Annotated in this window: 16 protein-coding genes; 2 read left to right on the top strand and 14 right to left on the bottom strand. The window is 62.5% G+C overall.

What is annotated here, in order from left to right; all coding sequences use genetic code 11:
- The first annotated feature begins 113 nt into the window (after positions 1-113).
- Together flgM and EV686_RS08860 are read left to right on the top strand one after the other, a co-directional pair.
- A complete protein-coding gene (gene flgM, locus EV686_RS08865) occupies positions 114-413 on the top strand; it encodes a flagellar biosynthesis anti-sigma factor FlgM (RefSeq protein ID WP_132475793.1) in 300 nt (99 codons plus the stop codon).
- A gap of 3 nt (positions 414-416) precedes the next feature.
- Complete coding sequence (locus EV686_RS08860) at positions 417-896, top strand: flagella synthesis protein FlgN (RefSeq protein WP_132475790.1); 480 nt, start codon at positions 417-419, stop codon at positions 894-896.
- A 9-nt stretch (positions 897-905) separates the two neighbouring features.
- On the opposite strand, the gene flhF is transcribed toward EV686_RS08860, so the two are convergent.
- The 14 genes from flhF to flhD form a co-directional block, all read right to left on the bottom strand.
- A complete protein-coding gene (flhF, locus tag EV686_RS08855; RefSeq protein WP_132475787.1) occupies positions 906-3,233 on the bottom strand; it encodes a flagellar biosynthesis GTPase FlhF in 2,328 nt (775 codons plus the stop codon).
- The gene (flhA, locus tag EV686_RS08850; RefSeq protein WP_132475784.1) at positions 3,230-5,341 is read right to left on the bottom strand and encodes a flagellar biosynthesis protein FlhA; all 2,112 of its coding nucleotides are present in this window, start codon (positions 5,339-5,341) and stop codon (positions 3,230-3,232) included. Before flhA ends, flhF begins: the two co-directional genes overlap by 4 nt.
- A gap of 18 nt (positions 5,342-5,359) precedes the next feature.
- Positions 5,360-6,502: a flagellar biosynthesis protein FlhB gene (gene flhB / locus EV686_RS08845; RefSeq protein WP_132475781.1), complete on the bottom strand. Its 1,143-nt coding sequence runs from the start codon at positions 6,500-6,502 to the stop codon at positions 5,360-5,362.
- Between the two features lie 163 nt (positions 6,503-6,665).
- A complete protein-coding gene (gene cheZ, locus EV686_RS08840) occupies positions 6,666-7,307 on the bottom strand; it encodes a protein phosphatase CheZ (protein ID WP_132475778.1) in 642 nt (213 codons plus the stop codon).
- Positions 7,308-7,316: 9 nt separating this feature from the next.
- On the bottom strand, positions 7,317-7,706 hold the full coding sequence (gene cheY / locus EV686_RS08835; RefSeq protein WP_132475775.1) for a chemotaxis response regulator CheY: 390 nt from the start codon (positions 7,704-7,706) through the stop codon (positions 7,317-7,319).
- Positions 7,707-7,733: 27 nt separating this feature from the next.
- A complete protein-coding gene (locus tag EV686_RS08830) occupies positions 7,734-8,786 on the bottom strand; it encodes a protein-glutamate methylesterase/protein-glutamine glutaminase (protein WP_132475772.1) in 1,053 nt (350 codons plus the stop codon).
- Between the two features lie 65 nt (positions 8,787-8,851).
- Positions 8,852-9,694 (bottom strand): CheR family methyltransferase, encoded by an 843-nt coding sequence (locus EV686_RS08825; RefSeq protein WP_132475769.1) that lies wholly within the window; start codon positions 9,692-9,694, stop codon positions 8,852-8,854.
- A 12-nt stretch (positions 9,695-9,706) separates the two neighbouring features.
- Positions 9,707-11,413 carry a methyl-accepting chemotaxis protein gene (locus EV686_RS08820; protein ID WP_243650810.1) on the bottom strand — a complete coding sequence of 569 codons (1,707 nt, stop codon included), beginning with the start codon at positions 11,411-11,413 and terminating at the stop codon, positions 9,707-9,709.
- Between the two features lie 145 nt (positions 11,414-11,558).
- Positions 11,559-12,059 carry a chemotaxis protein CheW gene (locus EV686_RS08815; RefSeq protein WP_132475763.1) on the bottom strand — a complete coding sequence of 167 codons (501 nt, stop codon included), beginning with the start codon at positions 12,057-12,059 and terminating at the stop codon, positions 11,559-11,561.
- A 27-nt stretch (positions 12,060-12,086) separates the two neighbouring features.
- Complete coding sequence (gene cheA / locus EV686_RS08810) at positions 12,087-14,180, bottom strand: chemotaxis protein CheA (protein ID WP_132475760.1); 2,094 nt, start codon at positions 14,178-14,180, stop codon at positions 12,087-12,089.
- Positions 14,181-14,207: 27 nt separating this feature from the next.
- Positions 14,208-15,155, bottom strand: coding sequence for a flagellar motor protein MotB (gene motB / locus EV686_RS08805; RefSeq protein WP_132475757.1), 948 nt, complete (start codon positions 15,153-15,155; stop codon positions 14,208-14,210).
- Between the two features lie 3 nt (positions 15,156-15,158).
- Positions 15,159-16,034: a flagellar motor stator protein MotA gene (gene motA, locus EV686_RS08800; RefSeq protein WP_132475754.1), complete on the bottom strand. Its 876-nt coding sequence runs from the start codon at positions 16,032-16,034 to the stop codon at positions 15,159-15,161.
- Positions 16,035-16,195: 161 nt separating this feature from the next.
- Complete coding sequence (gene flhC, locus EV686_RS08795; RefSeq protein ID WP_132475751.1) at positions 16,196-16,930, bottom strand: flagellar transcriptional regulator FlhC; 735 nt, start codon at positions 16,928-16,930, stop codon at positions 16,196-16,198.
- Positions 16,927-17,271, bottom strand: a complete 345-nt coding sequence (flhD, locus tag EV686_RS08790; RefSeq protein WP_132475748.1) for a flagellar transcriptional regulator FlhD — start codon at positions 17,269-17,271, stop codon at positions 16,927-16,929. Before flhD ends, flhC begins: the two co-directional genes overlap by 4 nt.
- Between the last annotated feature and the right edge of the window lie 362 nt (positions 17,272-17,633).

Genomic DNA, 17,633 nt, shown 5'->3' with positions numbered 1-17,633 from the left:
AAAATCGTGGGAAACACCAATTTTCTGCTGAATGCGAATAATAGTCGCGGCGCCATGCGCCGCCCCGCCGGCAGACAGCCCCAAACGGCCGCCATTCCGCCACTCCGGAGAGCATGTTGAAAGTCAGCACTAACACACCGAAAAACCCGCTGCCAGGCACTGGCGCCGCCACGCGCGCAGAGCAGGCCGCCGGTCCGGCTGCCGCTCGACCGGGCAATGCCCCCTCGGGCAAGAGCAGCGTGGACATCAGTTCCGCCGCCCTGCAGCTATCCAACCTGCACAGCGGAGAAAACGACGTCAATATCGACCGCGTCAACGAAATCCGGACCGCGCTCGAAGCCGGCGAACTGAAGATCGACACATCCCGCATCGCCGACGGCCTGATCGCCAGCGCCCGCGAACTACTGAAATAAGCCATGACACACAGCGCCATTTCCAGACTCGAATCACTGTTCGCCACCGAAACAGCGCTGATGCGGGAATTCATTGCGATCCTGCAGAAAGAAGCCGAAGTCCTGGCCACTCCGGCCGTGGGCGACGCCCTGAACACCACCACTGCAAGCAAGAACACGCTGGCGCAGCAGCTTTCGGCCTCGGCAGCCAGCCGCCACGCCATCTACGAAGAGCTGGGCTACAAGGACAAGGACGCCAGCAACGCCAGGCTGCGCCAGGACCACCCCGCCCTGAACCCCGCCATCGACGCATTGGCCCAGGCCGCGCAGCAGGCGCACGAAATCAACGAAGACAACGGCATCGTGATCGACGCCTACCTGAAATACAACCAGCAGGCCATGAACGAGCTGCGCATCCTGGCCGGCCAGGATCTGCCCCTCTACGACGCCTCCGGCCGCGCCCGCCAAAGCAGCGCCTCGAAAACCAGTATCAAGGCAGGCTGAGGCAAGGTTTCAGCCCATCAGCGCCTTGACGGCAAACAGCCGCAGCATCCCTTCCGCCACCTGAGCCACGGTCCACGCCTTTTCTTCCGGCAACGCCAGAACCTGCCGGGCGGCGGACGACTCCGGGCCATGCAGCAGTTGCCAGGCTGCCGCTCCCATCGCAGCGCTCAGATACGCCCTGTCGAGCGGCCCCGACTCCTGTCGTGTCCGCGCGAACACTTCCCAGAACGCCGGCATGGCGCGCAGCACCCAGCGCTGCTCCTGGCGCATCAGTACAGCCCTGGCCAGCATGCCCGGGGCGACATCGGCCGGCGCAAGCACCGACGCCAGCTGCGTCGCTCCCGCGCCGCCCCCGTCTTCCCGCTGCAGGCGCATATGATGCAAACGCAGGTCCTGCGCGGCAGCGCGCCTGGAAGACAAGCCCACCTCCTGCATGCCCACCCACAAGGCGCGCGCGGACCCGCCAGCCATCCCGGAAAGCGTGGACTCCGCGTCATGCCTGCCGACCGGATGATACCCGCATGCCTTGGCCAGGGCGCCGGCGGTAGTCACCGTTTCCTCATGAACGAATCTCGCGCCGGCCGGGCATTGCGCTCCCCACAGCACATCCGCATGCTCCTGCAACTGGCGCCACAACGCCTGTGTGCCGCCGTCGAACAGGTGCAATACCGGGAACTGGCTTTGCTGCGCCTGATACCAGTCGATATCTTCCAGCAAGGCCTGCGACGACGTCAGCGGCTCGATCCCGGCGAAACCGTTGGACGACTGCCAGCCGCTGGCAAAGCGCACCTGCTGCAGCGGACTGCCCAGCACGCCCTGCGACAGGCCATAGGCCAGGCTGGCGCTCATGCGTCCGCGCCCCTGCCTGCCGCCAACATTGAAGTCGGCATGCGATAGCACGATGCCCTCGTCGCCGCGGCCGGCCTGGCGCATCTCGACCTGGATCGTCTTGTAGGCATGCCTCGCCGCCGCACCATTACCCGGAGCCGCGGCAGCCCCGTCGCGAAACGCCTGCCAGGCCTCGAAAGCCTGCCTGCAGGCCGGCTGGGAATCCAGATAGTCGCAAACCCGCTGCAGGACCTGATCGCCCGCCGCCCCTGCGCTACCCAGGCCTCCAGCAAGGAATCCGGAAAGCAGACGCTGGCGGCCGGCCCTGGCAGCGACATCGGGCCTGGACGCGCTGCTCCTCTCTACCGACATGAGGGCCGCCAGGTCCGCTCCGGTCGGCGCATACAGCGCACTGGCGGCGGAAGCGTCGGCAAGCGCCCTGTCCACCAGATCGAGCGCGGACAGGAAATGCAGGTTCTCCGGTACTTTCTGCCCATCGGATACATAGTGGACCGGCAGTTGATAGCGTATGCACGTATCCAGCACCGCCCCCAGCCTGGCCGCTTCGTCCAGCTTGGTGATGATGCAGCCCGCCAACGGCGTGCCGCCATCGTTGCGATAGGTGCGAGCGACCTCGTCCAGGGTATCTCCATGGCTGGCCGCGTTCAGCACCAGCAGGCGGCGCACGTCGCGTCCCGCGGAAGCCAGCATGGCGGCCTGCTCAGCCACATAGCGGTCGCGCTGGCTGATGCCCACATTGTCGATGAGGATGACGCTGTCGGGGCCCGTGCCGCGCACGACCAGCGCCAACTGCTCCGCATCCTGCACCACATGCACTGGAACGCGGAGGATTTGCCCATAGATTTTCAGCTGTTCATGAGCGCCGATGCGATAGGTGTCGGTGGTGACCAGCACGACGCCCTGGGGGCCGAAGCGCCGGACGGCCCTGGCGGCCAGCTTCGCCAGCGTCGTCGTCTTGCCTACGCCCGTCGGCCCCACCACGGCCAGCGCCAGCCCGGGCCGCCACAACTCTTCCTCGGACGCCAGCACCGGCAAATGCTTGACCAGCTCCTGCCTGGCCCACTGGAACGCTGGCCCCGCCGCCAGATGCTCCGGCAGCCGCTTGAGCATAGCGCGCAGCAATGCTGTACTGAAACCGAACCCCATCAGGGCCTGGAACAAGGACACGGCCTGCGGCGCCCGTTTCAGATGGCTGCCCCATACCAGTTCGTCGATACGGCCTTCCAGCGCTCCCTTCAGCGAGCCGATCGCCTGCATGACATCGGCGGGCATGGACTGAGCGGCGCCCTGCGCAAATCCGGGCGCCGTCGGCGCGGGCGCATCCGCCTTCGCCTCGATCCGGGCAGCGGACGTTGGATCCGTCGCCAGTATCTCGACACCGCCATTGACGCGCTTGTTCGATACGATCAGGGCATCGGGGCCCAGTGCCAGCCGAACCTGGCGCATGGCCTCCCGGTTCGTGCTTCCAAAGAAACGGCTGATATTCATTCCCTTCCACCAATCAATGCAGTAAAGCGCATCACCCGCTCATCCGGTATTTCCGCGTTCGACAGCACCGCCATCTGCGGCAAGTGATGCCTGAGGAAGCGCGACAGCGACGGGCGCAATTGCGGTGTCGTGACCAACACGGCCGCATCGCCATTGATCTCCTGCCGTTCCACCGCTTTTTGCGTATCTCCCAGCAGCGTATCGGCCAGACCCGGTTCCAGCGCGCCGCTGGTGGTCAGCGCCTGGGAAAGCACGCGCTCCAGCCCGGGATCCAGGCCGATGACGCGGATCTCCCCGTCTCCGGGGAACCAGTGCTGGACAATGGCCCGCCCCAGCGCCACCCGCGTCAAGGCCAGCAGCTCCGCTGTATCCGGCCCGGTGCCTGCCTGGTTCAGCGCGGCCAGCCTGGGCGCATGCTCCGTCACGGCCTCTATGATGGTGCGCATGTCGCGTATGGGCACCTCTTCCTGCAGCAGCCCGCGCAGTACCTTGTGCAGTGCGGACAGCGACAGTGTCTTCGGAATGAGGTCTTCCACCAGCTTCGGCTGGTCCCGGCCCACATGATCCAGCAATTGCTGGACTTCCGCGCGGCCCAGCAGTTGCGAGCCGAACCTGTGCATCAGGTGGTTCAGGTGCGTGGCGATGACGGTGCCTGCGTCCACCACGGTGTAGCCTGCGATCTGGGCCTGTTCCCGCATGGCGACATCGATCCAGACGGCAGGCAGGCCGAAGGCCGGATCGGTCGTGGCTTCGCCGTCCAGCGGCATGGCCGCCCCGCCCGGATTGATGGCCAGCCACTGGCCCGGCGTTGCCGAGCCCCGGCCGATCTCCACGCCCGACAGGAGAATGCGATAGTCGTTCGGCTTGAGTTCGAGATTGTCGCGAATATGCACCACAGGCGGCAGGAAGCCGACATCCTGGGCGAACTTCTTGCGCAGGCTGCGGATGCGGTGCAGCAGCTCTCCGTTCTGGTTGTGGTCCACCAGCGGAATGAGACGGTAGCCCACCTCCAGCCCCAGCGGATCCACCATGGCGACATCGCTCCAGCTGGCTTCGGCTGCTGCTGCCTCGACGGCCTCCTGCTGCTCCTGAGGAGCGCGCTCCTGCTGCTGCAGTTCCTCCTGCTGCCTGCGGCGCAGCGCCCAGCCGCCCGCGCCCAGCGCCAGCGCCAGCGACAGAAACGCCACGTGAGGCATATTGGGAATGAGCCCCATGATGCCCAGGATGCCCGCCGTCAGGAACAGTACATTGGGATTGCTGAACAGTTGCCCCACGATCTGCTGCCCAACGTCCTGCTCGGTCGCCACCCGCGCGACCACGACGCCGGCCGCGGTCGAGATCACCAGCGCGGGGATCTGGCCTACCAGGCCGTCGCCGATGGTCAGCATCACATAGGCGTGCGCCGCGTCCCCAAAACTGAGTCCGTGCTGGCCAACGCCGATGAACAGGCCGCCTACGATATTGATGGCCAGGATGAGGATGGCGGCGATGGCATCGCCGCGCACGAACTTGCTGGCGCCATCCATGGAGCCATAGAACTCGGCCTCCTGGGCCACCTCGGTACGCCGCTTGCGGGCTTCTTCCTCGCCGATCAGGCCGGCATTGAGATCGGCATCGATGGCCATCTGCTTGCCCGGCATGGCGTCCAGCGTAAACCTGGCTCCCACCTCGGCGATACGCCCCGCGCCCTTGGTGATGACGATGAAGTTGATGATCACCAGGATCACGAACACCACCACGCCCACCGCGAAATTGCCGCCGACCAGAAAATGCGAGAACGCCTCGATGACCTTGCCCGCCGCATCCGGCCCCTTGTGTCCTTCCATGAGGACGACGCGGGTAGAAGCCACGTTGAGCGACAGGCGCAGCAGCGTGGCGAACAGCAGCACGGCCGGGAAGGCCGCGAAATCCAGCGGCCGCTTGGTGAACATGGCCACCAGCAGGATCATGATGGACAAGGAGATATTGAACGTGAACAACAGGTCCAGCATGACCGGCGGCAACGGCAGGACCATCATGGCAAGCACCATGAAGATCAGCACGGGACCCGCCATCAGGCGGGCCTGCGCCGATCCGTTGAGCTTGAGCATGACCAGGAGATTGTTCATTACCACGTATTCCTTGCTTTACGGCTTCGCCTGCAGCGGATCGAAGCCGGCCGGCACCGGCAGGTCGCCCGGCGCATCCGGAGCCGAGCCGACGCCCGTTTCCCAGCGCTTAAGTTGATATACCCAGGCCAGCACCCTGGCCACGGCGGAGTACAGCTCCACCGGAATTTCCCTGCCCAGCTCGACGTGGGCATGCAGCGCCCGCGCCAGCGGCGGAGCATGCAGCACCGGCACGCGGTTTTCCTCGGCAAGGCGGCGTATGGTCGCCGCTATCAGGTTGGTTCCCTTGGCGACCACCCTGGGAGCGCCGGTTCCGCCCTCCGCATAGGACAGCGCGACAGCGTAATGCGTAGGGTTGGTGACGACCACGTCGGCCTTGGGCACCTCCGCCATCATGCGGCGGCGCGCCATGGCGCGCTGCTGCTGGCGTATCCGCCCCTTGACATGGGGGTCTCCCTCGCTTTCCTTATGTTCCTGCTTGACATCCTGGCGCGACATGCGCAGCTTCTTGAAATGGCTGAACAGCTGCCACGGCGCGTCGATCAGCACGACCAGCAGCAGGGATGCGACGATCAGCCCGCAGCACAGCGCAACCAGCTCCATGCCCGACGTCAGCGCCTCGGACGCCGTGGCATGCATCAAGGCGATCATCCTGTCGTGATAGTGCCAGATGACGCTCGCGCCGATGCTGCCGATGAGGGCCGCCTTGGCCAGGGTCTTGATCAGCTCGACCAGCGTCTGCGCCGACACCATGCGCTTGAGGCCCTTGAGCACGTTCATGCGCTCGAATTTGGGCTCCAGCGCCTTGGCCGACAGCAGAAAGCCGCCCAGCAGCACGGATGCCAGTACGGCCGTGACCGCCAGAAGCACGAACAAGGGCAGCAGCGCCAGCAGCGCCTGGAATGCCGAACTGGCGGCAACGGCCAGCATGACGGAGGTATCCGTGGCCGCCCTGGGATCGAACCACAGCCCCGAATGCAGGACTCCGCTCAGTTCGCGATAGAGATGCGCGCCGGTGAACCACAGGCCGGCGACCCCCGCGGCAAGCAGCAAAAAGGTGTTGAGCTCCCGGGAACGGACGACCTGACCCTCCTCGCGCGCCTTTTCCAGGCGGCGAGGTGACGCCGGTTCGGTTTTTTCGAGATCGCTATCCTCTGCCATTGATCGCAACACCAGAAAGTAGCTGCGATTCTAAAAGCATTGCCCATGGCGCGATCCGGCAAGCTGACGCCGGAAAGTCAGCTTATTCGTCGTAGAACTCCGGCCTGCGGCAGCAACCCTGCCGTCCTTGATGCGAGCGGCAAGCCCGGCGTCCCGGAACCGTTCAGAAGCCCAGGCTGTCCAGCAGATCGTCCACCTGGTCCTGGCTGGTCACGACTTCCGTCTTGTTCGGGTTGACGACGGGACCGTTCATGAGCGAGGCCGCCGCTTCTTCCCTGCGCTCCTGCGGCACGCTGTCGACCAGCACCTGGACCAGCTCGGTTTCGATGGCGGTCACCACGCCCAGCATTTTCATGATGACCTGGCCGGTCAGGTCCTGGAAATCCTGCGCCATGATGATGTCGAGCAGATTGTTCTGGGTCTTCTGTGTATACGACGGGACATCGGCCAGCAGGCCGCGGGTGTCGTCCACCAGAGCGCGGGCCTGAGGCAATTCCACCGGCGCATCGAACCACTGCTGCCAGCGCTCGTCCAGCGTCTTGGCCCGCTTCTGCAGATCGTCCTGCAACGGCTGGACTTCCTCCGCCGCGTTCAGCACCCGGTTGGCCGCCTGTTCGGTCATGCGCGCCACGTAATGCAGGCGGTCCCGCGCATCGGGGATGGCGTGGGCGGCATCCTTGATCGCCTGGTCCAGCCCCAGTTCGCGCATGCTTTCGCGCAGCATGCGCGTCAACTGCGCGATGCGGTGAATCAGATCCGCATTGTCATCCACTGCCTTGCTGGCCGGAAAATCGGCATGCTCCATACGGCCTCCCTATCCGCCCAGTTTTTCGAAGATCTTGTTCAGCTTTTCTTCCAGCGTCGCCGCCGTGAACGGCTTGACCACGTAGCCGTTGGCGCCAGCCTGCGCCGCGGCAATGATGTTCTCCTTCTTCGCCTCCGCCGTCACCATGAGCACGGGCAGCTTGGAAAGACCAGGATCGGCCCGGATCTGCTGCAGCATGCTCAGGCCGTCCAGATTGGGCATGTTCCAGTCGGACACGACGAAATCGAAATTGCCGTTGCGCAGCTTGTCCAGGCCCATGGCGCCGTCCTCGGCCTCTTCCACGTTTTCGAAACCAAGATCCTTGAGCAGGTTCCTGATGATGCGACGCATGGTGGGAAAGTCATCGACCACCAGAATCTTTATGTTTTTCTGTACCACTTGGCACTCTCCGGTAAAAAGGAAAATTCAAACACGATGTCCATAGGCTCCCGCGCTTGCCAGGATGCGTTCACTCATCTGCGACAGGGGAACCGCCTCCATGGCCGCACCGATGTGCAGCGCTTCCCTTGGCATGCCGAACACCACGCAGCTGGCCTCATCCTGTGCAAAGGTGACGGCTCCCGCCTCGCGCATGGCCAGCAGCCCCTGCGCGCCATCCTTGCCCATGCCGGTAAGAATGGCGCCGACCGCATTCTTGCCCGCCACCTTGGCGGCGGAATGGAACAGTACGTCGACCGACGGCCGGTGGCGATTGACCGGCTCGCTGTCCTCCAGCTGGACGATGTAATTGGCGCCCGACCTGGCCAGCTTCATGTGGGCCACCCCTCCCGGCGCCAGGTAGACGTGCCCTGGCAGCACCCGCTGTCCGTCCTCCGCCTCGTGCACCTGTACCGCGCAGAGATTGTCCAGCCGCTGCACGAACGAACGCGTGAAGCCGGCCGGCATGTGCTGCGTGATCAGGATGGCTGGACTGTTCGCCGGCAAGGGCTCCAGCACCTGGCGAATGGCCTCGGTTCCGCCCGTGGAGGCGCCGATGAGAATGAGCTTCTCCGTCGTGGAGAACGGCTGCGCCATGGCCAGGCGCGTCGTGACGCGCTCCTTCGGGGCCTGGCGTGGCCGGGATGCCGCTGCGGCCCTGATCTTGTCGGCGATGATGTCCGCGTATTCCATCAGTCCGTCCCGCAGCCCCAGCTTCGGCTTGGTGACGAAATCCACGGCGCCCAGCTCGAGGGCGCGCAGCGTGACCTCGGAATTGCGCTCGGTCAGGGAGGACACCATGACGACCGGCATGGGGCGCAGGCGCATCAGGCGCTCGAGGAAGTCCAGGCCGTCCATGCGCGGCATTTCGACATCCAGCGTCAGCACGTCGGGGTTGTGCTGCTTGATGAGCTCGCGCGCCACCAGCGGGTCCGGCGCGACGGCGACCACTTCCATATCGGGCTTTCCGTTGATGATTTCCGTCATCAATCCACGCACCAGAGCGGAGTCGTCGACACATAAAACACGAATTTTCTTCATGGACATCTCGTTTCTACCGCATGCCTCCACGCTGGCTCATGGCCGCCGGCACGCGTTGTGATTCCTCAGGAACGGACATAGACCGTTTGCCCCCGCAAGCGGAATGCCTTTGTCAGATAGGTGAAGTTTTCCGAATGCCCCGCAAAAAGCAGCCCGTCCGGCTTCAGGACGGGCGCAAATCTGTCGAGGATTCTCGACTGCGTTTCCTTGTCGAAATAGATCATGATGTTCCGGCAGAAAATCGCATCGAACTTGCCCTGGATGGGCCAGGAAGGATCCAGCAGGTTCAGCACATCGAATTCGACCATGTTGCGCAATACCGGCTTGACCCGCACCATGCCCGCATTCTTTCCCGTGCCGCGCTGGAAATAGGTTCTCAGCCGGTCCGGCGGCACCGGCTTGACCCTGTCCATGGAATAGACGCCCTGCCTGGCGCGCTGCACGGCCTCCGTATCGATATCGGTGGCCCAGATGCGCGCGCCGTTTTCCGCCGTATGGCCCGCCTGCGCCAGCGTGAGAGCGATCGTATAGACCTCTTCGCCCGTCGATGCCGCACAGCACCAGATCGATACCGGCGCCCTGCGCCGCTTCACGAAATCGGCCAGCATTTCGAAGTGGTGCCGCTCGCGAAAGAAGGCCGTGTGGTTGATGGTGAAAGCATTGATGAAATGCTCCCACTCCTGCGCGCCCGGATTCTGCGCCAAAAGGTCCAGATATGAACGAATCGTCTGCATGTTCACAGCCTTGGCGCGAGCCCCAAGGATGCGTCCTATCATTTCGCGCTTGTGCTCGCCAAGAACGATACCCGCGCGTTTCTGCAGCAGCTTGACGCAACGATCAAAATCCTCCGGCACAGCCGGAGGATAGGAAGGCGCCGCAAAAATACTGCCGATTTCAATAGCGCTCATTCAACCTGCCATTCATGCGCCAGCCAGTGCGTCCGGAAGCGCCTCGCCTCCAGCCTCAAGGCTGGCCGGACCGTACTGGCCGTTGTGCGACAAGTGCGCCGCGGTGACTTCGATCACATCCGCCGCATTGATCTTGAATATGGACACGGCCTCGCTCAGCCGGTGCGCCTGCTCCTGCAGGGATCCGGCCGCGGCGGCGGCCTGCTCGACCAGCGCCGCATTCTGCTGGACGACACCGTCCATCTCGGCGACGGCCAGATTCACCTGTCCGATGCCTTCGGATTGCTCGCGCGATGCCGAAGAGATTTCCGTCATGATCGTAGTGACGCCCTGCACGGATTCGACGATTTCGCGCATGACGGTTCCCGCCTCGCCCGCCTGAAGCGCGCCCGCCTTGACCTTGCTCAGGGACTCTTCGATCAGCGTCTTGATTTCCTTGGCGGCCTGCGCGCTGCGCTGCGCCAAGGCTCGCACTTCGCCCGCCACCACGGCAAAGCCTTTGCCCTGCTCGCCCGCGCGCGCCGCCTCGACCGCCGCATTCAGCGCCAGGATATTCGTCTGGAAGGCGATGCCGTCGATCACGCTGACAATTTCCGCGATCTTGCCCGAGCTGCGGGAAATCTCGTCCATGGTGGTTACGACGGCCGACACCGTTTCTCCACCGCGCAACGCGACCCCGGACGCATTCTTCGCCAGGCTGTCCGCCTGCAGGGCGTTGTCCGTGTTCAGCTTGACCGTGCTGGAGAGCTCCTCCATGCTGGCCGCGGTCTGCTGCAGCGATGCCGCCTGCTGCTCCGTGCGGCTGCTGAGATCGGTATTGCCGACGAATATCTCGTGGGATCCATGCGTGATCTCCTCGACTCCCTGGCGCACGATGCCGACGGTGCGCGTCAGGCTTTCCTGCATCTTGCGCATGCCGTCGTAGAGCATGCCGATTTCGTTCGTGGAACGCAGTTGGATGCGCTGCGTCAGATCGCCAGCGGCGATGCGTTCGAAATGCTGTATGGCCTGATTGAGCGGCCTGAGCACCATGCGCCCAAGGAAGACATAGGCCAGCAATGCGATCAGCACGCACAGCACCACGCCGACGCTGACGATCATGATCACATACTCGTAATAGGTGACCTGCGAATCGTAGGCGCGGTCGATGATGTTCTGCTGGTGGCGATTGACCGCGTTGAACGCCGTGAAGAAATCGTCCTCCAGGTACTGCGTCAGGCTGGAGAATGTATCGTTGAAGGCGTGGACATCGCCTTTTTCCATGGCGGTGTACAAATCGGGCATGCCTTCGTCCATCAGTCCTGTATAGGCGGAACGCACATTGTTGGCGAACTGCCCGCCGCTGCCCGATGTGGTGGCAGCCAGTTTTACATATTCGGCGAACGAACTGAGCGAGCGCTTGTAGGACGCCTTGGACGCTTCGAGCAGGCGCGAGGCCTCGGACCCGATGGACTGGCTTCCGGAGGACAGCGCATTCGACTGGGCCGTCACATGCGAAGCCAGCGCCCTGCCCAGCTGGGACTGGGCATCCTTGTATCGGTCCACCGCCAGCTTCAGGGCCGTTACCGTCCGCTGGCTGTTCGTGATCTCTTGCAGCGCCTGGTTGTTGGCACGCATGGACAGCAGTCCGAGCGCCGCGCCCGCGATGAGCATCAACAGGAAAAATACCAGCACGAGTATCAGGCTGGTGCGTATTTTCAGATTTCCGATGAATTTCATTTTTATACTGTTACGCATGATGTTGTGCGCCTCCATACGCACTTCCCGCTGCCGTTCGACATGCCCCGAACGCAGCCGCGAACGGCTGCGTCCCCCATTTCCAAAAACTCTGTGCTACGGCCCAGCGCCTTGTGCGGCCAGGCGTTCAGGCCATCGCCTCTTCCACGAGCGCCATCTCCTCGCTCGTCATCAGCCGCTCGATATCCACCAGGATCAGCATGCGATCGCCAATGGTGCCGATGCCCGTCAGGTATTCCGTGGAGAACGCGGCGCCGAACTGGGGCGCGGCGCTCAGCTGCGACGACTGCAGCACCAGCACATCGGACACGCCGTCCACAACCATGCCGACGACGCGCGACTTCAGGTTGAGGATGATGACGACCGTCTGGCTGTTGTATTCGACATTCTCGAGACGAAACTTGATACGCATGTCGACGATGGGCACGATGATGCCGCGCAGGTTGGTCACCCCCTTGATGAAGGACGGCACGTTGGCGATGCGCGTTACCGCCTGGCTGTCGTAGCCGCGGATTTCCTGCACTTTCAGGATATCGATACCGTATTCCTGGTCCGCCAGCGTGAAGACCAGGTACTCCTGGCCCGACATGTCCGCGGTATTCGGATTCAGTTCGCTTTTATCGTTCATGGAATTCTCCGGTATGCGGCGCTGCCGTCAGGCAGCCACGCGCTCGCGCGTAAAACGCATCAATGCAAAGACGTCGACGATCAGCGCCACGCTGCCGTCTCCGAGAATGGTGGCGGCGGAAACGCCTGGAATCTTGCGGTAGTTGGCCTCCAGGTTCTTCACGACGACCTGGTGCTGGCCGATCAGGTGATCGACGAGCAATGCAAAGCGGACTTCCTCCGCCTTGAGGATGACGGCGATCGATTTCGAGATATCGGCCTCTGCGCTGCCCACGTCGAACACCTGGTGCAGCGCCACGATGGGAAGGTACTCGCCGCGCACATGCAGCATTTTCTCTGTTTCCGAAATGCTGTAGACCTGCTCCGGCGCAGGCTGCAGCGACTCGGTCACATGGCTGAGCGGCAAGATGAAGGTCTCATCCCCCACGCGCACCGACATGCCGTCCAGGATGGCCAGGGTCAGCGGCAACACGATGCGGGTGGTCGTTCCCTGCCCCGCGCGGGAAGACAGGTGAACGTGCCCGCCCATGCCCTGGATGTTGCGGCGCACGACATCCATGCCGACGCCACGCCCGGAAATATCCGTCACGACCGCCGCAGTGGAAAAGCCCGGCGCGAAAATCAGCTGCCAGAGCTCTTCGTCCGGCGTGGACTCATTGACCGGGAATCCCTGGGACATGGCCTTCTTCAGGATTTTCTCGCGCGACAGGCCGGTGCCGTCATCGGACACCTCAATGACGATCTGCCCGCCATTGTGCTGCGCCGACAGCGTCAGCGTGCCCTCGGGATTCTTGCCTGCGGCGATACGGTCGTCCGGCAGCTCGAAACCGTGGTCCAGGCTGTTGCGCACCAGGTGCGTCAACGGATCGATGATGCGTTCGATCAGGCTTTTGTCCAGCTCGGTCGCCTGGCCCTGCGTGACCAGGCGGATGCGCTTGCCCATTTTCGTGGCGTTTTCGCGCACGACCCTGGGAAAGCGGCTGAACACGTAGTCCATGGGCATCATGCGGATGGACATCACGGCCTCCTGCAGGTCGCGGGCATTGCGATCCAATTGCTCGATGCCGTTGAGCAGGCGGTCATGCACGACCGGATCCAGCGTGGACGCCATCTGCACGAGCATGGCCTGCGTAATGACAAGCTCGCCAACCAGATTGATGATCTGGTCGACTTTTTCGACACCAACCCGGATGGTGCTGCTGCTGTCCTTCGCCGCCGCGGACGGCTTGCCGACTTGCGCAGCGGGCTTGCCCTCCGCCGGCTTCGCAGGCGCAGCGGCCTTGGGCGGTTCGGCGATGGCCGGCTGCGCCGCGGCTTTGGATTGCCCTGCGGCAACCGGCTGGGCCGCAGCCTCTTGTGGCTGCGCGACGACGGAAGCCTGCGCCGATGGCACGGGCTCCGGAACGATCTTCACCTGTTTTTCGTCAATGATGAAGCAGCAGACCGCCTCGATGTCGGACACCGATGCCGTGGTCGAAAGCCAGATCGACAGTCCATCAGCATGGGCTTGCGTGTGCAATACGTCGCCCAGCAACGCCATTTCGTCCCGCAATGCGGCTGCGTCCTTCTCATTGACGTTCAGCAGCCTGACATGCAGCGGCAAGCCGTCCGCGGAAGCCTGGACGGCTTCCATGGCCGGGGAGGAAGCCGGGGTCTCGACCTCGGGCTGCGACACGGGCTGCGACGCCGGCGCGGGTTTTGCGCCCGGGGTTCCGGCGTCTTTTTTCTCCTGGGCCAGTTGCCGCAATTGCGCGCAGATACGCTCGTAGGTTTCCGCGTCGGGCTGCTGCGATGCGCGGTAAGCAGCGACTTGATCGGTCAGCACATCCTTGGTCTCCAGAAAAAGGTCGATCATGTCCTGCCTCAGCGACATTTCGCCGCGACGCAATGCATCGAGAATGTTTTCCAGCAAATGCGTGGTATCCGTCAGTTGGCCGAAGCAGCCGAAGGTCCCGGCGCCTCCCTTGATGGAGTGCGCCGCCCTGAAAATGGCATTGAGCTGATCGATGTCCGGATTGTCGATATCCAGCCCCAGCAGCAGTTGCTCCATGTCTGCCAGCAATTCGCCCGCTTCATCGAAAAATGTGTCGAAAAACTGGCTGAGGTCAAGCCCTGTACTCATTGCGGATTCCTTCTGCCCTTTTCTTTTTCAGGGGGCGCCGAGCTGTTCAAGCAAGGCGTCATCTAGCGCCGGCGCAGGCATGAGAAGCTGCTCTTCCACATTGCCGTAGCCTGCGCGCATTTCATTCTGCTCATCGATCCTGCGTTCGGCACGCTGATTAAGCACCAGAATGCTGATTCGACGGTTAACGGCCGCAAACGGATTGTCTTTAACGAGATTCACGGTAGACGCCAGCCCGAGCACCTGCTTGATCTTGGGCTCGGACATGCCGCCCGCCACCAGTTCCTGCCGGGCGGCATTGGCGCGATCCGCCGACAGCTCCCAATTGCTGTAGAGCCTTTCCCCCGTTGCATACTGGAGCGCATCGGTATGCCCCGAAATGCTCAGTGAATTCGGCAGCCGGTTGAACACCGGTCCGAGCTCGCGCAGGATGCTGCGCATATACGGCTGCACCTGCGCGCTGCCCGTGGCGAACATGGGACGGTTCTGCTGGTCGATGATCTGCACCCGCAACCCGTCGGGCGTCATGTCCAGCAGCAATTGCGGCTGGAAATGGCGCAGCACGGGATCCGTTTTGATCAGATCCTCCAGATCCGACTGCAATTGTTCCAGGCGCTCGATATCGAGACGCTCGGCATCGATCTGGGGCTGCTGGGTACGCCCCTCCCCTCCGCCTTCGATCGGCGGCGTCAGGGAATAGGGGTTGGGTATGATGCTGGGCGAGCCGCCCGGCACCACCGAACTGCCCGAATCAGCCTGCGGCCCGCCCTGTATGGCTTCCATGAGCGGCATGCGGAAGTATTCGGCGATGGCTTTCAGGTCTTGCCTGGGCACGAGCGACAGCAGCCACATGACCAGGAAGAACGCCATCATGGCCGTCACGAAATCGGCATAGGCGATCTTCCAGCTCCCGCCGTGATGCGCGCCCGCTACGACTTTCTTGCGCCGTATGACAATGCGATCCTGCCCCGCCATGGCCTACGCCTTCTTGGCGCCAGGCGCGCGCGCCTGTCGCACATGCTCCTCGAGCTCCGCGAATGAAGGCCTGACGCTGGCATACAGCACCTTGCGTCCGAACTCCACGGCGAGCGGCGGAGGATAGCCGTTCATGCTGGCCAGCAGGGTCACCTTGATGCATTCAAGTACCTTGACGGACGACGTCGTGCGCTTCTCCAGGGCCGCGGCCAGCGGCGAAACGAAGCCGTACGCCAGCAGAATCCCCAGGAACGTCCCCACCATGGCCTTCGAGATGAGATCCGCCAGGATGGCCGGTGGCTGGTCCACGGAAGCCAGCGCCTTGATGACGCCCAGCACCGCGGCCACGATACCGAATGCCGGCAGCGCATCGGCCACCGTATGCATGGCATGCGCGGGGACATTGCTTTCGTGCTGCGCCGTCTCGATCTCCTGGTCCATTAGGGTTTCGATCTCGAACGAGCTCATGTTGCCACTGATCATGATGCGCAGATAGTCGGTGATGAACTCCATCAACTTGGGATCCGCCAGAACCCTCGGATATTCGGAAAAGATCGGGCTGGAGACCGGATCTTCGATATCGGACTCGATGGACATCAGCCCGTCGCGCCTGGCCTTGTTGAGCAGTACATACAACAGCGCCATCAGCTCCATGTACAGGTCTTTGCTGTAGGGAGAATTGCGCATCACCGAAGGCAGCGCCGCCAGCAGCAGCTTGGCCGACTTTCCGCTGTTGGCGGCAATGTACGCGCCCAGCGCCGCGCCGCCGATCAGGACAAACTCGAAGGGCTGATAAAGCGCTCCCAGTTGCCCGCCCATGGCGACGTAGCTGCCAAACACCGAACCCAGTACGACCAGATAGCCAAGAATAATTAGCACGAGCAAACCCTCGTTCTGCAAACCCGCCTATGATCGCCCGATTCCTCTTCTTGGAAAGCGCCTGTCAGCAGGGATTTTTGCATCCAAATCCATGTTCTGAAAAAGATGCGGGCGCCTTGTCGACGCCCGCCGGGAAATGCCAATGGGACTACAGACGCCCCTCAGTCGGACAGGGTTTTCGCCTCGGATGCTGCGCGAAGAGCCGCTGCGACCTCCGCCTTGCGCCCTGCCTTAGGCAAGGCCCCCACAGTCTCTTCGTTGGCTGCGCCCTGCGCAGACGCGACCACCTGCACTTCCGTGGCATCCCGCTTCCTGGGCTGAGTCCTGCGCTCGCCGGCACGAGTCTTGCCGGCCCGGGGCGGCGGACGGCAAATCGCGCACACGAAACCTTTCTGCGGATCGTGCGCATGGGCCACGAACTCGCCGTGGCAACGCTCACACGCGGACAGCTGCAGCAGCTTGCTGTCGAAAAAACGGATCAGCATCCAGGCGCGCGTGAAACTGAGCACCGGCTCGCCGACTTGCTCGGAACGGCCAACGAAGGCCTGCTCCAGATACAGCCGATACCCCTCGACCAGGGCCCGGACTTTTTTCGAAGGCGTATGCGTGTCCATGAAACGATAGACGTTGTAGAACACGCTGGAATGGATGTTGGGCAGCCAGGTCATGAACCAGTCGACCGAAAACGGCAGCATCCCCTTGGGCGGCGAGCAACCCTTGATTTCGCGATACAGGCGGGCCAGGCGGTCATAGCTCAGGCTGGTTTCGGCCTGCAGCACCTGCAGGCGCGCACCCAGGTGGATCATCTCGGTGGCCAGCAGAATTTCTTCCGCTTCCTTTGCCACGCTCTTTTGAACTCCCGTCTTCTTGGCCGGGGCTTCGCCGGAACGACTCACAGCACGGCCTGCTCTGCGGATTTCTGCGCCAGCAGTATCGTAGAGTGCGCCTGTTGCAGCACGCCGCCCAGGACATCCTGGGTCAGGGCCGACAGCAGGCTGTAATCATTGAGCCTGAAGCCGCAAACCAGGGAACTGGAGCCCGCCAGCTTGACCATCTGCATGGGGGAAAGCTGCATGATGATTTCCGCGACATCTTGCGTGAACCCCAGCCGGAACATGCCCGCTGAGTAGTTTTCGCGCAGCAGGCGCTGGGCCAGCATCAAGTAGGACAAGTTAACTTCACGGATGTCATTCAAGGCAGAATCCAACTCAATGGACGCGGCTATTTCGGCGGACATGGATAGGCACCCTTTTCTAATTGACGCTGCAACGATCCGTGTGGGATCGGTGCGGTTGCAAACAAGCAGAATATGAATGATGCAAGCAATAATTGTTGCGCAATTCAGTGAAAATGTAACTTTTACTACAAATAAACAGATGCTATTAGATACTATTTATGTAGTATCTTTAACAAAATTCCCAAATATTTTTTGTAAATCAACAAATATTTGATAAAAATCAGAAAAATATTACATTTTTTGTAGTTAATTGTAAAATCAAATGAAATTTGAGTATCAAGAAAACGACCAAATGTGACTGACACCGCATTCACCGGGAATTGGCGCCTGGCGGCAGTCGCCGACACAGGCGGCGCGTCCGG

The organism is Paracandidimonas soli (assembly GCF_004342005.1).
Taxonomy (GTDB): domain Bacteria; phylum Pseudomonadota; class Gammaproteobacteria; order Burkholderiales; family Burkholderiaceae_B; genus Paracandidimonas; species Paracandidimonas soli.
This window is presented reverse-complemented; position numbering and strand designations above follow the sequence as displayed.